The sequence below is a fragment of the Streptococcus sp. M143 genome, from assembly GCF_000162495.1.
Taxonomy (GTDB): Bacteria; Bacillota; Bacilli; order Lactobacillales; family Streptococcaceae; genus Streptococcus; species Streptococcus dentisani.
Map to the genome: position 1 here is coordinate 610,914 of NZ_GG730097.1, position 14,439 is coordinate 625,352.

The following is a 14,439-nucleotide window of genomic DNA, read 5'->3' on the forward strand; positions in this document are numbered from 1 at the left end:
GGTTTTGGTGTATCGGATAACGACCGTTAAACGATACACTTAAAAAACAAAAAAAATACAAATCCAACACAGGCTCAAAACCTTGTTAAATTCGTATTTTCTGAAATATTCACATTGTTATTTTGAATGTTTCGCCAAACGGTCGTTAATCGAAACAAATTTACACTCTCATTGTAGCATTTTGTCTTGTTTTTAGCAAGAATTTTGCGAAACTTTTTTGCGATTGTTGGCCACCTTGTTTCGTTCCAAGACTTTATAGATAGTTGAGGTCGAAATTTGTTCTGCTTTTGCAATTTTTCTTATGCTTAATCCACCTGCCAAATACTGCTGAATAATTCTCTTCTCCTTCTCTTTCGAAATTCGCTTAGCACCCAGTTTGACACCTTTTTCCTTAGCTTTACGAAGTCCTTCACGAGTACGAAATCGTAAGTTTTCCAGCTCACTTTCTGACACAAATCCTAAAATCATACAAAGTAACCTACCAATGAGCGAATCGGTTTCCAGCTTTTCATGCAAACTGACTAGCTGAATATCCGAATCATTAAATTGTTCAATCAGTTCTAGCAATTTAAACATAGAGCGCGTAAGTCTATCAAGCTTGTAGATGGTGAAAGTGACTTGCGTTCCTTTTTTCGAAAGCGTTTGAGCCAATTTTAAGGCCTTTTCGAGTTCTGGACGTACATTGTTGGAACCAGATTCACGCTCGATAAAAAGCTGGTCACAATGCTTGAGAGCATCGATTTGCACTTCTAAGCCCAAATCTTGCTTGTGGGTTGAAACGCGTGCATAGCCAATATTGATGATGTTTTGAGACATAAAAATCCTCCTGTTTTTGATACAGAAGGATTATACGATTTTTAATATTATTCCATTTCTGGTAAAGTTACATTTTCCACATTCTTTCGTAGCATGAGAATGCCGTCCCCAAGTGGAACTAGAGTCGCTGTTAAATCTGGATTATCTAAAGTTGCGTCGAACAGTCTTTGCAAACCACGGTAAATGGTTCGTTGACCCCGACGGACTTCCATGATATCCTTGGCAACATCGCCTCCTTGGAAAATATCATCCAAAACTACTACTCCACCAACTTCCAAGTGTTTGAGGATTTCTGGTAGAAAGATGATGTACTTGGACTTGGCCGAATCCATAAAGACAAAGTCATAAGTTTCAGTCAAGGTTGACAAGACATCTACAGCATCTCCTTCCAAAAGAGTGATTTGCTGGCGCCTGTCAAACTGAGCAAAGTTTTCCTTGGCAAAACCGATCATCTCTGGATTACGGTCGATGGTTGTAATCTTAGCATTTGGAACATGTTCCGCCATCAGGAGGGCAGAAAAACCAATTGCCGTTCCAATCTCCAAAATGTTCTTGGGCTGCATGGTTTCCATGAGAAAACGGAAATAAGCAACTGTTTCATGAGGAATGATGGGAATATTTTCCTTGCGAGCGAAGGTCTCCAATTCTTTCAAGGAACCTGTCACCTGCTTTTGACGCTGGCGCATGAACTCTACGATTTCTTCCTTGACGACGGGACGACGCATATTGTGATTGGCATTTTTACTATAAGACTCTACCATCTTAAGCCAGTCCCAATTTTTCAACAAGGGCTTCAAACTCATTCAAGCGGCGTTCAAAGACTGCAAAGGCGTCGTTGAGGTAGTCTTCCTTCTCCATATCCACTCCCGCTTTTCTCATGACATTGAGTGGATAGTCTGACTTACCTGCCTTGAGGTAGTCGATATAGCGGTCACGATCCTCTTGACTTCCATGGACAATCTTCTCAGCCAAGGCTGAGGCTGCTGCAAAACCAGTCGAATACTGGTATACATAGTAGTTATAGTAGAAGTGTGGAATGCGCGCCCATTCGTACTGAATTTCAGGATTGTCTTCCTTACTCAAACCATAATACTCTTGGTTCAAGTCTGCGTAGAGTTTATTTAGGAAATCGCTTGTCAAAACTTCTCCATTTTGATCCGCTTGGTGAATAGCGTGTTCAAACTCAGCGAACTGAGTTTGGCGGAAGACTGTTCCGCGGAAACCATCTAGGAAGTTATTAAGGATCGCAAAGCGAGTTGCATCGTCTTCCACTTCTTCCAGTAATTTCTCCGTCAAGATATTTTCGTTGGTCGTTGAAGCAATTTCTGCTAAGAAAATTGAATAGTCTCCATAAACATAAGGCTGAGTTTCACGAGTATAGCTTGAATGCATACTGTGACCTGTTTCATGAACAAGGGTAAAAAGATTATCTAGATTGTCCTGCCAGTTGAGAAGCATGAAGGCATTAGTATCGTAAGAACCACCAGAGTAGGCACCAGAACGCTTGCCTTGATTTTCATAGACATCAATCCAACGCTCGCTAAAGGCACGTTTGACACGGCTCAAGTAATCCTCACCCAAGACTGCTAAGGCTTCTTCAGCTTTTTTCAAGGCTTCCTCGTAGGCAAAACTGTATTCTACTGAAGATAGCGGTGTGTAGACATCGTACATCTTGAGATCAGAAATCCCCAATATTTTAGAACGAAGTTCTAGGTAACGATGCAAGAGTGGCAAATGATTGCGAACTGCCGCTACTAGATTGTCATAGACACTTTCTGGAACAAAGTTTGCTGCGAGGGCTGCATGGCGAGCACTCTTATAGTTGCGAACTTTTGCGCGGTAGTTTTGCACCTTAACATTTGTCTGCAAAGTCTTAGCGTAAGTATGCTGGTATTGCTCATAAGTCGCATAGAGGGCTTCATAGGCGCCACGACGGACTTCTCGGTTTTTAGACTCCATCAAGCGAATATAAGTACCGTGTGAGAGCTGCACTTCATTGCCTTCATCATCAAGGACGTATGGGAAGCTAATATCCGCATTGTCCAAAATAGCAAAGGTTTCACTAGCAGAACCAAAGATTTCTCCTGCGCCAGCTAGCAATTCTTCCTCACGTTGCGAAAGAACATGGTCTTTCTTTTGCAATAGCTTGTCAAAAAAGTGTTTGTAAACTTGGAGTTTTGGTTGAGCTTCTAGGAAGGTCACATACTGCTCTTGGCTAATCTCCATAAACTCTGGTTCATAGAATGAAAAGGCTTGTTCTAACTGACTGTAGAGGGTCATAGCCTTGGCATAGTACTCCTGATACTTGGCTTCACGCGTATCTTGGTCGTTTTTCATATGTGCATAGACATAGAGCTTTTCAACTTGGCGTTCCAAGTCAAGTGAGAATTCTGTAATCTCAAGCAAACTGTCTGCGCTGTCCAAGAGATGTCCCTCATACTGGGATGCTGTTTGTACTTTTTCAGTTAAGTCTTTCAAGGCTTCTTCCCAAGCCTGGTCTGTTGGGTAGATTGTTGAAAGATCCCATGTATCTTTTTCATTTATTTCATGTCGTTGTAATACCATAAGATTCCTCCATCCTTTCTATTTTATCACATTTTCTGAAAAATATAAGTGATAAAAGGCTGGTGGATAGAGCTTTTGGCGATTATTTTTTATATTTTTTTGATAGTAAGCGAAAAATTCTTTATAATAGCTACTTAAATCTTGGTCAATTTGACAAAAATTTCCTGACTCTATTGGTCTGACCTGAGGATACCAGTCGTCCAGTTGACGGTTTAATAGATTGTCTCCTCGTTGATAAGCCTCCTCCTGTTTTTTCATCCAGTAAGGCGTTTGGTAGTACAACTGCTGGCGAATATAGTGACAGATAGTTGAATCTTGAAAAACTGAAAAACTAGCTAGCTTTTGTTTTTGATAAGGAAATCGTAGAATTTCCAAGAGGTTTCCTTGACCAAAGGGAAATTCCTTGACCTGAAAATGAAGCTTACCCCGTAGGTCCTGATGCAAAAGATATTTGAGTCTCAAAACTTGCTTTTTAAAATCTAGTTCCCAAACATAGAAACCCATATTTTGACTAAAATAGAGAAATCCCCTTTGCAATTGTGTTAATCGCTCTTTTAACCAGAGTTTTTCTCCCAGTAGCCAGATAACCTGATAGCCCTGACTGCGGTATCCTTGACTTCTATCGCGTAAAAGCTTTTGAGACAAGGGACTACACTGGACCTCCAGAGCTAATTTCTCATTTACGAGAACATCTGCTATCTGCTGAATCTCGGGCAGACTATATTCTAAGGCGACCTGACTGTCTTTCTTGGCCCAGTGATAAAGGGCCTCTTTGTTGCCCAAGTGTTCTGGACTTTCATTCTCGAAAATAGCGATACAATCTCTTAACCTTTCATGGGCAAAGTGCGTTCGAATGCTCTGTCCTTGGCGTAATCGTAGTCCGCCCCCACAGGCTGGACAAGTATAAGCTTGCCTAGTCACGTCTTTTTCGAGGGCATTCACCAAATTCCCCTTGGCATCTCTGGCTACAAACATGGTCTACCTCCTTTTCTCATTTATTCGAAAAAGAAGTAAAAAAGGCTGGAATTCCAGCCTTTGATGATATTATTTCTTATCTTTTTTGTCTCTTAGAATATTTTTTTAGCATGGGAATGAGATTGGAAATCTGCTCACTTCTAATGACCAGCACGCCGTATTCTTGACAGCGATTGGCATAAACAGGATTGATTTTCCCCGTACAAACAATCAACTTGAGGCAACTCTCCCCAGCAAAATGATTGGCGTAGACTTCTAGTTCGTTGATGGCTTCAACTGATAAATCCGTCATCTTGCAAGAGATAAAGGTAATCGAGCGCCCCTTTCTCAGAATGACATCAATCTCATTTTGAACATTATCCGCCTCTGGAAAGATGCCATTCCAATCAATTTCACCGCCTATCATGCACTCATCAAACAGCTGAGATTCAAGCGCCAAGAGATAGAGATACAATTCTAAAATATGCCCTTTGTTGCGACAAAAGACTTGGGCTTCTTGACTTGGAAAGCTGTAGCTTACTCGCTCCTTGTCCTCACTTTCAATACGAAGCATCCCCGCATCCGCTAGTAAGGGGATGACGGATTCTGGATAGTGGTAATACTTGCCATTATTTTCCAGTATTTTTTCGGTCTCAGCATATAGATCATTGGTTTTAGCAAGCGAGAAAAATTGGGTCACTTGGTACCAGCGTGCGGGATTGGCAATAGCTGAGCTGGCTAATTTTTTGATAGCAGCAATTTGTTGAGCCGAGTGGATAGGGCGTTTTGATTTGAGCATTTTTCCACCACGCAAGGCTATCAGCTGTTGGATGCTTAGGGTTGGAATGTCCAAGTCTTCTTTTTCCAACTGACCAGCCACCCACTTGTATTGTTTGCCCCGCTCGACATCCATGGCAACGATGGGGAGGTGGCGATCCAAGCCATATTGATAGAGAGATAAAGCTAGTAGCGAATCTCCTCCAAAAACATCGAGAAGGACTTGGTCGTAACCTGCTAGGCAATAATCTAACTGATCATACATCTGTTCTAAGGATAGTTGACGAAAGGTCACTCGTTGGATATGGGGGACTTCATCCAGGATAAAATGGCGCAGTGAAAGTTTATCGTTATTACTTATTTTCGTCAAAGATAGAAAAAGAATCTCGTCACAATCACTGACAAAAGCTTGGTAGACATTCTTTTCCAATACATGCCGATCATACAGCTCCACCAAAAGACTCGTCATTGGATCACCTCCATCATATACAACTTCTTGCGCTGAAAGAGGCAGTAACACACTTCTACTGCTCGCTTTTCCTACTTCTAGTATAGCATAAAATCCTGCTCGCCCCAATCAACCAACGCAAATAAAAACGAATAGAAACTATTTTTAAAGGTTACTATTCGCTTGTATATGTTTGATTTACTTGATTTTTTTGGCTAACATGGTCGCAAAGCGTAGTTGAATGCGATTGCCATTTTCATCACGACGGTGCAGATATCCTGGATTTTCATTATACTTGACCAATTCCCAATCCTTGTAGTAGTCCGCCAACTCCCCTTCTTTAAAGGTAAATGGGAAGTTCACTGAGCAAGGATAATCCTCCGTATCCATAGCACAGACGATAAGGTTATATCCACCGACCGTGGTGTGCTCCTGCATATTTTTAATAATAGCTGGAATGCGGTCCGCTTGTAGAAACATCAGAACAACTGTTGAAACGATAAAATCATAGGCTTGCCCAATGCTGGCTGAATTGATATCGTAAAGACCGACAGGCATGTCTAGATCCTCTTGCTCCACAATGCTTTGCAAGATTTCAAGGGACAATTCATTTTGATCCACAGCTGTCACATCAAAACCTTGTTGTGCTAAGAAGAGAGAGTTACGCCCCTGACCACAACCCAAATCCAAGGCTTTCCCTGGTTTCACCGTCTGCATAGCCTCTAAGACTTCCGAATGAACAAGATTGGTATTGTATTTCTTAGTGAAATAATCCTCAGGTTTACAATAAAATTCCAAGTACCATTCTACATCATCAGTGGCAGCCTCTACTCGGTGCCAGGCTTGCGGTTGCGCCATAGGGTTGTCAGCTCCTGCCTCAAAGAGGTGCTCAGCTAGAACCTCACCATCTTCTGTCAACTCAATAAACTTGAGTGCCCCCTTCAAGACAGTAATTTTCCCCCAAGTACCGACCTTGGTATTGTGTTTCTGCTGGACAATTTCTGGCATGGTCTGTTTATTCCACAAGGGCATCCGTTTATAGGCAATTAATTTTTCCATTTTACTTCCTCTTCTTAACGCTGGTTGACAGCTTTCATCACACGCGCGATGTCGCGGTTTTGTTCACGTCGCTTGATGGATTCGCGTTTGTCATAGTCATGTTTCCCTTTGGCAAGTCCTAAAAGAAGCTTGGCGTAGCCATCTTTGATATAGACTTTGAGGGGAACAAGGGTCATCCCTGTCCCTTTAGTTTCCTGTTCCAATTTTTGAATTTGCTTCTTATGGAGCAGGAGTTTACGACGGCGTTCAGGTTCCTGGTTCCAGATATTACCCTCTTCGTAAGGGGCGATATGAACATTGCTCAGCCAGACTTCCCCATTTTTTACCTGAGCAAAACCGTCCTTGAGATTGATTCGAGCAGCTCGAACGCTCTTGATTTCAGTTCCGGTCAGGACCATTCCTGCCTCTAGCGTATCTACGATTGTATAGTCGTGGTGTGCTTTTTTATTTTGTGCGACGACCTTTCCCTCGCCCTTTGCCATGCTTGGCTCCTTTCTTAGCTACTTCCTTGTAAAAAGGTTTCTTGTCTTTTTGTGAATGCTTGCGCTTATCATTTGAGCGTCCTGATTTTCTCTTATCTTCCTTCTTATCTGAACGACGATTTGAACCACGCCCTCTGTCACTACGACTAGACTGTTTCAAGCCCTTCTCAATCACATCAAACTCACTTGGGATATAAGAAAAGTCAATCTCGCCCGTCATCTTATCGGCTCTTTCAACTCGAATGCGAATCTGCTGTCCTACACGGAAGGTTATGCCCGATTTCTCCCCACGGAGTGTCAAGTCACGCTCGTTGAAATGATAAAATTCAGGCAAATTAGTGATGTGAATTAAGCCTTCGACTGTATTTGGCAATTCAACAAAGAGACCGAATTTGACGATGCTGGATACAACTGCATCGTACTCTTCTCCCACGTATTCTTCCATATACTCAGCCTTTTTCATGGCTTCGACTTCACGCTCAGCCTCGATGGCACGACGTTCACGGTTGGAAGACTGGGTCGCAATCTCTGGAATCACTTGCTCAAAATGCTCTGCTACTTCCTTAGAACGCCCATAGTCCCGAATCATACGGTGAACAAGGAGGTCAGGATAACGGCGAATCGGACTGGTAAAGTGAGTATAATAATCAGCAGCAAGACCATAGTGACCGTGATTGTGCTCTGAATAGCGAGCTTGCTGCATGGAACGAAGAAGCATCATGGACAATACATCCGCATAGGGTTCCCCCTCAACAGCACGCATGATGTCTTGAAGCGCCTCCTGGCTAATCTCACTGGCAGTTCCATAAATTCGCAAACCAAAACTAGAAGCGTAATCAATAAACTTCTGAACTTTTTCAGCCTTAGGCTCCTCGTGAATCCGATAGATAAAAGGTAGATCCAGCTTGCTAAAGTGCTCGGCAACCGTTTCATTGGCAATCAACATGAAGGACTCGATCATCCGCTCGGCAACACCACGCTGACGAAGAACAATATCCACAGGCTTGCCTTTTTTATCCACCAAAATCTTAGCTTCGCTGGTATCAAAATTGAGAGCTCCACGTTTCTCACGCATGCTTTCTAGCCTTTCATGAAGCTTGGCCATGAGCTCGATACTAGGAACAATTTTCTTAAACTCTTGTCTCTTCTCCTCGTCACCAGCTAGAATATCATTAACAGCACTATAGGTCATACGGAAACTAGTCTTAATAACCGTTTGTGTGATAGTGTAGTTGACTACACGACCATGTTTATCAATTTCCATAATAGCAGACTGGGTCAGGCGGTCAACTTGAGGATTGAGAGAGCAGATGCCATTTGACAAACGCTCTGGAAGCATTGGAACCACTCGGTCTGTTACATAGACAGAAGTCGCACGGTTAAGAGCTTCCTTGTCAAGGGCAGAACCCTCAGTCACATAGTAGGAAACATCCGCGATGTGAACTCCGAGTTCGATATTGCCATTTTTCAAAGGCTTGATGTGAACTGCGTCGTCCAGGTCCTTGGCATCCGCGCCGTCAATGGTAAAGGTAAGCTCACCTCTCAAATCAAGACGTCCTTCCATATCCTTTTCTGTGGGAGCATCAGGCACACTTTCCGCTTCCTTTAAAACAGCCTCTGGAAATTCTGAAACAATATCCATGGACTCCAAGACTTCAAGGACATCAATCCCAGCATCTGTCGAGTGTCCTACTACATCCAGTACACTAGCGACAAAGAAATCGTGTTTCTTACTTGGATATTTGTCGATAAAGACCTTGAGAACTTCTGTCCCTTCCAACTTGATAGCTGGTTTCTTAACATAGATGGATTGGTTGATTTTCTGATTTTTTGAACGAATGTAACCCGCATACTTGGGCTTTTCCTGATCTAGAACGATTTGACCGACAACGGTTGTCAAACTGTGTTCTAGAATATCGATAATTTTGGCTTCGGCTGCTGTTCCTTTATTACGGTCAGCGACTTTCTTGATGACCACCTCAACGGTATCGCCATCAATGGCATAGTTGACATCATTTTTTCCTACAAAAAGGTCGTCCTCCTCACCTTCTAGACTGACAAAGCCAAAGCCATTTTTATGGGCATGAAAAATCCCTTTGAGGGTAATTTCATGTTTCTTCTTTTGGTCCAGACATAAACTGCCATCATCTTCAAAGCGAATCTGGTGCTTTCTTTCCATCAGAGACAGGGTTTTAATCAACTCACGGAAATCCTTGGACCCATCCTTTCCGAGAGCCTGAGCTAGATCATTTACCGTCACTCGCCCCTTCTCTTGCAAATATTCTTTAATTTTGTCTTTCATGTTTTCTTTCTAGATTTTTATAATTTCTTTTGATTGATAACTTTAGAAGTGTCATTAAAAATAAAAATAGGCTAAGATCTAGTCTCGCCCATTTCTTATCTACTTGATAATACCGTCAATGCTAAGGCAATGGCTAGCCAGAAAAAGACTAAAATACCTGTCAAACGTTGCATCACAGCTTCAAAACCACGCGCTTTACTACGTTCAAACAAATCACCTGAGCTGGCATCAAATACATTGCTGGATTGGTTCTTAGTTGGTTGCATGAAAATCGCAATCACAATCACAACAGATAATACTAATAAAATGGTTAATAATAGGTTGTACATATCAAACTCCTTAAAATCCCTATTATTTTACCATAAATTCTACTTAGATTCAAGATGTAGGGTTACTTTTCTTTCTTTGGGACAATACTTTAAAACCTCAATCTTGTCTGGATGGGTTTTGGAGTTTTTACTGGTTAGGTAATTAATACTGCCACAAGAGGAGCATTTGAGATTAATTTTTACTCGCACGAGATTTCCTTTACTTTTAATAATGATCTAAATTGAACTAAGTTGTATAAACAACTAAGAGCCACACAGGCTGCTGTCGCATAAAAAACAGAGTGGTAGCCGAATTGCCCTGCTACTGCTGAACCAGTCATGGGACCAACAACACCCCCAAGGTAGAAAAAGACTTGGTTAAAGGCAAAAATTCTTGAAATACCTGATTTTGGAGTCATTTTGCTGAGAAGAGCATTGACCCCTGGTATCAGAGCACCCGTTCCCAAACCAAAGAGAAAACGATACAAGCCAAGTTGAAGGGGGCTGGTTGCATGGGCACAAAGAAGGTAAATGATGACTGAATAAATCTGCGCTGCAACTAAAAGTCTATGATTTCCCACCTTATCTCCTAGTTTTCCCATCACTCCAGCACTCATCATGCTAGAAAATCCCATACTGGATACGATCAAGCCCGATACAAAGAGGAGATTTTCAGTCTGCCCTAAGTCCCGCACATAGAGAGCCAGGATAGGACCAATTGATTGAGCTGAAAATTGAATGACAAAGCTGGTTAAAAACAAGTTAATCAAAAGATGAGAGTGTTTAATAGAACTAAACAACTCTTTTGTTGGGATAGCCTTCTCCTTGGCTACTGGTTGAAAATCTTCCTTGATAAAGAAAATGGTTAGGATTGCAGCTAAAAATAGGAAGGCACCCACCAATAAAAAGACGTTACGAATCCCAAAAATTTCAGCAATCAAGCCACCTACAAAGGGGCCGGTTAGGGTTCCTGCAACAACACCTGTTGATAGAGTCCCCAAAGCATAGCCAGACTTATCCTTGGGGACTTGACTGGCTATTAAAGCTGTCGCATTCGGTACGAAACCTGTAAATACGCCATTTAGTAATCTAAGAAAGATTAACCAATAGATATTTGGAACAAAGGCCAAGCCTCCCATGGTGATGGTCATGGCAAGGCCAGCTCGAATCATCATGGGCTTTCGACCGTACTTGTCAGCAAGAATACCCCAGATAGGAGAAACTAGAGCTGCTGAAACAGCCGAAACTGAGATGGCTAATCCAGCATAGAAAGCAACTTGGTCGCTCTCGATTCCCAACTGCTCTACAAAGATAGGCATAAAAGGTACGACCAAGGAAATACTGGCTCCCGTTAAAAAACTACCGAACCAGGCGACACGAAGATTCTCTTTCCAACTAATCTCTTGCACAGCTATCGCCTCCTTCAAGTAACTTCACTACTTGACCCACAAGCTGATCACGACTGCCATTATTATCTAGTATACGACTCGCCAATTTTTTCTTTTCTTCTAAAGACCACTGGACTGCCAGACGCGACTCCGCTACTTCTTTAGAAAGTTGATCCCGTTTCATGAAACGTTCCACCTGAACATCACGGTTCACATAGACCAGCCATGTTTCATCAAACCAGTTGGCGTAGTTCTGCTCAAAAAGCAGAGGAATATCCATGAAAAATATCGCTTCTGTCTGGGCTAACTGGTCTCTCAGTGCAGCCAATTCCTCACGAATAATCTCTCCTTGGGTTTGCTTAGACCATTCTTGCTCTTCAGGGTTTGAGAAGATGAGACTAGCCAGGAGAGGGCGATTGAGTTCTCCATTTTCTAAGATAATTTCCTGCCCAAAGTGCTGAACTAAGAGCTGATAAAGACGACCATCAGGTCTTTGTAACTGGTGGACGACTGCATCAGCATCCACCACTTGAAAGCCTTTTTCTCTTAGAAAATTTGTCACTGTTGACTTCCCAGAGGCAATTCCTCCTGTGATTCCGATGATTTTTCCCATCAGCCCCTCCTTTGACACTGAGGACAAAAATGAGTTCCTCGTCCACCGAGCTGGATTTTCTCAATGAGGGTGCCACAGCGTGAACACTCTTGACCAGCCTTATCATAAACTTGATGAAAATCCTGCATGGTTCCGTCTTCCCCAAAGGCATTGGTATAGGTTCGAATGGTGGAACCGCCCTTTTCAACTGCCTGTCTCAAAACAGCAATGGTCTGGTCATGAATAGCTGACGCTTCTTCTGCTGTTAAACTCTGAGAAGATCGAGCTGGATGGACCTGTGCTCGCCAGAGGACCTCATCCACATAGATATTGCCAAGGCCAGCTACCAAGGTTTGGTCTAGGAGATGGGATTTGATAGGTTTTTTAGATTTGGCTAGGGCAGCTTGAAAGACCTGCAAATCAAAGTCCTGATCTTTGGGCTCAGGGCCTAGTTTCTTAGAAATAAAGTAGGCTTCCAAAAGGTCTGGCACCAAGAGTTCCATGGTACCAAACTTGCGTACGTCCTCATATACAAGAGTGCCGCCATCCTCAAACTGGAAGAAAACATGGGCATGCTTGCGTTCAGGAACCTGGTCCGGATAGTAAAAATACTTGCCCTCCATCCGCAGATGGGAAATCAAGACCTTATCTGTTAAGTAAAAAAGCAAATACTTACCACGGCGTCCCATTGACTCTATAATCTGACCAGGCAATTCCTTTTGAAACTCTTCCAAATCTGTCTTAATCATCTTGGGATAACGAATCTCTAGGCTAGAAATCCTCTTTCCCAAAATCAATTTTTCTAAGCCACGACGAACCGTTTCAACCTCAGGTAATTCAGGCATAGTTCCTCCTTCTGTAAAAACAAGAAGCAGGCATGAGCCCACCTCTACTTAGTATTCTTTTTCATTATAGCCAAAGTCAGCCAAATCTAGCTTTTTATCACGCCAGTTTTTCTTGACCTTGACCCAAGTTTCTAGGAAGACCTTGTCCCCTAGCATGAGTTCGATATCACGACGGGCCAGACTCCCAATTTTCTTGAGCATGGTGCCACCTTTTCCGATGATAATCCCTTTTTGACTATCGCGCTCAACCATGATGGTTGCACGGATATGAACCTTATCTGTCTCTTCATCACGCTTCATAGAGTCGACCACTACGGCAACTGAGTGAGGAATCTCTTCACGCGTTAAATGAAGAACCTTCTCACGAATCATTTCTGAAACCAAGAAACGCTCAGGGTGATCTGTGATTTGATCAGATGGGAAATACTGGAAACCTTCCTCCAGATTTTCACTCAAAATATCCACCAGACGAGATACGTTATTTCCCTGAAGGGCTGAGATAGGAACAATCTCCTTAAAGTCCATCTGGTTACGGAAGTCATCAATCTGAGCCAAGAGCTGATCAGGATGAACCTTATCAATCTTATTCACCACCAAAATGACAGGAACCTTGGCTGCTTTCAGACGCTCGATAATCATGTCGTCGCCCTTACCACGTGGCTCATCAGCTGGCACCATGAAGAGAACAGTATCCACTTCACGAAGGGTGCTGTAGGCTGATTCCACCATGAAATCTCCAAGAGCTGTTTTTGGCTTGTGAATCCCTGGCGTATCAATAAAGACGATTTGCTCCTTATCCGTTGTGTAAATCCCCATGATTTTATTGCGCGTTGTCTGCGCCTTGTCACTCATAATGGCAATCTTTTGCCCCATGACGTGATTCAAAAAGGTTGACTTCCCAACATTGGGACGTCCTAAAATGGCTACAAAGCCTGATTTAAATGTCATAATTTCCTCTTACTGTTTAAAATAGTATATCCCAAATGCGTGGGAGAAAGATAAGTGCACCAATCACTGCAGCAAGAAGAGAAACCACAAGCACGGCACCTGCTGCCATGTCCTTGGCTTTCTTTGCCAACATAGAAAAGTGATAGTGACTGGCTAAATCCACCACATTTTCAATAGCAGAATTAATAATTTCAAAGGCTACTACCAAGAAAATGCTCATTAGGAGAAAGAGCCATTCAATTCGTGACACCTGAAAAACAAAACCTGCAAGGATAACTACTAGAGCCGTCACTGCATGTTTTCGCATATTGCGTTCTTCCTTGAAAGCAGTCAGAATTCCTGTAAGAGCAAATTCTAAACTAGATACCAGGTCACGATTTTTCCATTTTCGTTTATTGTCTTGTGAGTCCATAGGCTGTCAAAATTTCTTCTTGTAAACCGAACATCTCCGCTTCTTCTTCCGGAGTGTAGTGATCATAGCCGTTGATATGTAAAAAGCCGTGTACTGCCAAGAAGCCCATCTCACGCTCAAAGCTGTGGCCGTATTCCTCAGCCTGCTCATACGCTTTATCGATAGAGATGAACAGTTCCCCAATATAGGCATCAAACTCAGACATCATCTCTGCCAATTCAGGATTTTCAAGCAAATCCTCTTCGTCAAAGGCAATGTCCAACTCTGGCTTATACTCAAGGCTGATGACATCTGTCGGACGATCCGTATCACGGTACTCGAGGTTGAGTTCGTGGCTACGCTCGTTGGTCACAAAAGTGACTGCCATCTCCTTGTCTTCTTTTCCTATCTTTTGGGCTGCAAATTCCAAAATTTCTTGGGTTTGTTGCAAGATTTCTTGTGAAACTTGACCAGTTTCATCTACCATTTCAATATACATGTACTTCTCGATTCTCTTTACTTGGCTTTATTATACCACATTTCCATGATTTTATCCTACCTTTT

The 14,439-nt window shown here is 42.5% G+C and carries 16 protein-coding genes; all 16 read right to left on the minus strand.

What is annotated here, in order from left to right:
- Nucleotides 1–192: 192 nt before the first annotated feature.
- A complete protein-coding gene (locus HMPREF0850_RS09575; protein WP_000081179.1) occupies nt 193–816 on the minus strand; it encodes a recombinase family protein in 624 nt (207 codons plus the stop codon).
- A gap of 47 nt (nt 817–863) precedes the next feature.
- Nucleotides 864–1,577, minus strand: coding sequence for an O-methyltransferase (locus HMPREF0850_RS09580; RefSeq protein ID WP_009014014.1), 714 nt, complete (start codon nt 1,575–1,577; stop codon nt 864–866).
- A 1-nt stretch (nt 1,578) separates the two neighbouring features.
- Nucleotides 1,579–3,381 (minus strand): oligoendopeptidase F, encoded by a 1,803-nt coding sequence (gene pepF, locus HMPREF0850_RS09585; protein WP_000244102.1) that lies wholly within the window; start codon nt 3,379–3,381, stop codon nt 1,579–1,581.
- An 18-nt stretch (nt 3,382–3,399) separates the two neighbouring features.
- Complete coding sequence (locus HMPREF0850_RS09590) at nt 3,400–4,356, minus strand: competence protein CoiA (protein WP_000495883.1); 957 nt, start codon at nt 4,354–4,356, stop codon at nt 3,400–3,402.
- A gap of 76 nt (nt 4,357–4,432) precedes the next feature.
- Nucleotides 4,433–5,581, minus strand: coding sequence for a DUF1887 family protein (locus tag HMPREF0850_RS09595; RefSeq protein ID WP_000202645.1), 1,149 nt, complete (start codon nt 5,579–5,581; stop codon nt 4,433–4,435).
- A gap of 177 nt (nt 5,582–5,758) precedes the next feature.
- Nucleotides 5,759–6,619 carry an SAM-dependent methyltransferase TehB gene (gene tehB / locus HMPREF0850_RS09600; protein ID WP_000413070.1) on the minus strand — a complete coding sequence of 287 codons (861 nt, stop codon included), beginning with the start codon at nt 6,617–6,619 and terminating at the stop codon, nt 5,759–5,761.
- 14 nt (nt 6,620–6,633) lie between these two features.
- Nucleotides 6,634–7,101 carry an SsrA-binding protein SmpB gene (gene smpB, locus HMPREF0850_RS09605; protein WP_001051742.1) on the minus strand — a complete coding sequence of 156 codons (468 nt, stop codon included), beginning with the start codon at nt 7,099–7,101 and terminating at the stop codon, nt 6,634–6,636.
- Nucleotides 7,064–9,403: a ribonuclease R gene (gene rnr, locus HMPREF0850_RS09610; RefSeq protein ID WP_000653275.1), complete on the minus strand. Its 2,340-nt coding sequence runs from the start codon at nt 9,401–9,403 to the stop codon at nt 7,064–7,066. The genes smpB and rnr overlap by 38 nt, the downstream gene beginning before the upstream one ends.
- A 95-nt stretch (nt 9,404–9,498) precedes the next feature.
- The gene (gene secG / locus HMPREF0850_RS09615) at nt 9,499–9,732 is read right to left on the minus strand and encodes a preprotein translocase subunit SecG (protein ID WP_000282517.1); all 234 of its coding nucleotides are present in this window, start codon (nt 9,730–9,732) and stop codon (nt 9,499–9,501) included.
- A gap of 39 nt (nt 9,733–9,771) precedes the next feature.
- Nucleotides 9,772–9,921 carry a 50S ribosomal protein L33 gene (rpmG, locus tag HMPREF0850_RS09620; RefSeq protein ID WP_001809104.1) on the minus strand — a complete coding sequence of 50 codons (150 nt, stop codon included), beginning with the start codon at nt 9,919–9,921 and terminating at the stop codon, nt 9,772–9,774.
- Complete coding sequence (locus HMPREF0850_RS09625; RefSeq protein WP_001156308.1) at nt 9,912–11,120, minus strand: multidrug efflux MFS transporter; 1,209 nt, start codon at nt 11,118–11,120, stop codon at nt 9,912–9,914. The genes rpmG and HMPREF0850_RS09625 overlap by 10 nt, the downstream gene beginning before the upstream one ends.
- Entirely contained in the window at nt 11,107–11,712 is a 606-nt protein-coding gene (gene coaE / locus HMPREF0850_RS09630; RefSeq protein WP_000516166.1) for a dephospho-CoA kinase, read from the minus strand. The genes HMPREF0850_RS09625 and coaE overlap by 14 nt, the downstream gene beginning before the upstream one ends.
- Nucleotides 11,712–12,536 carry a DNA-formamidopyrimidine glycosylase gene (gene mutM, locus HMPREF0850_RS09635; RefSeq protein WP_001114635.1) on the minus strand — a complete coding sequence of 275 codons (825 nt, stop codon included), beginning with the start codon at nt 12,534–12,536 and terminating at the stop codon, nt 11,712–11,714. Before mutM ends, coaE begins: the two co-directional genes overlap by 1 nt.
- A gap of 48 nt (nt 12,537–12,584) precedes the next feature.
- Entirely contained in the window at nt 12,585–13,484 is a 900-nt protein-coding gene (gene era / locus HMPREF0850_RS09640; RefSeq protein WP_000143279.1) for a GTPase Era, read from the minus strand.
- A gap of 16 nt (nt 13,485–13,500) precedes the next feature.
- Nucleotides 13,501–13,896, minus strand: a complete 396-nt coding sequence (locus HMPREF0850_RS09645; RefSeq protein ID WP_000378182.1) for a diacylglycerol kinase family protein — start codon at nt 13,894–13,896, stop codon at nt 13,501–13,503.
- Nucleotides 13,877–14,374, minus strand: coding sequence for an rRNA maturation RNase YbeY (gene ybeY / locus HMPREF0850_RS09650; RefSeq protein ID WP_000275171.1), 498 nt, complete (start codon nt 14,372–14,374; stop codon nt 13,877–13,879). The genes HMPREF0850_RS09645 and ybeY overlap by 20 nt, the downstream gene beginning before the upstream one ends.
- Nucleotides 14,375–14,439: the final 65 nt, after the last annotated feature.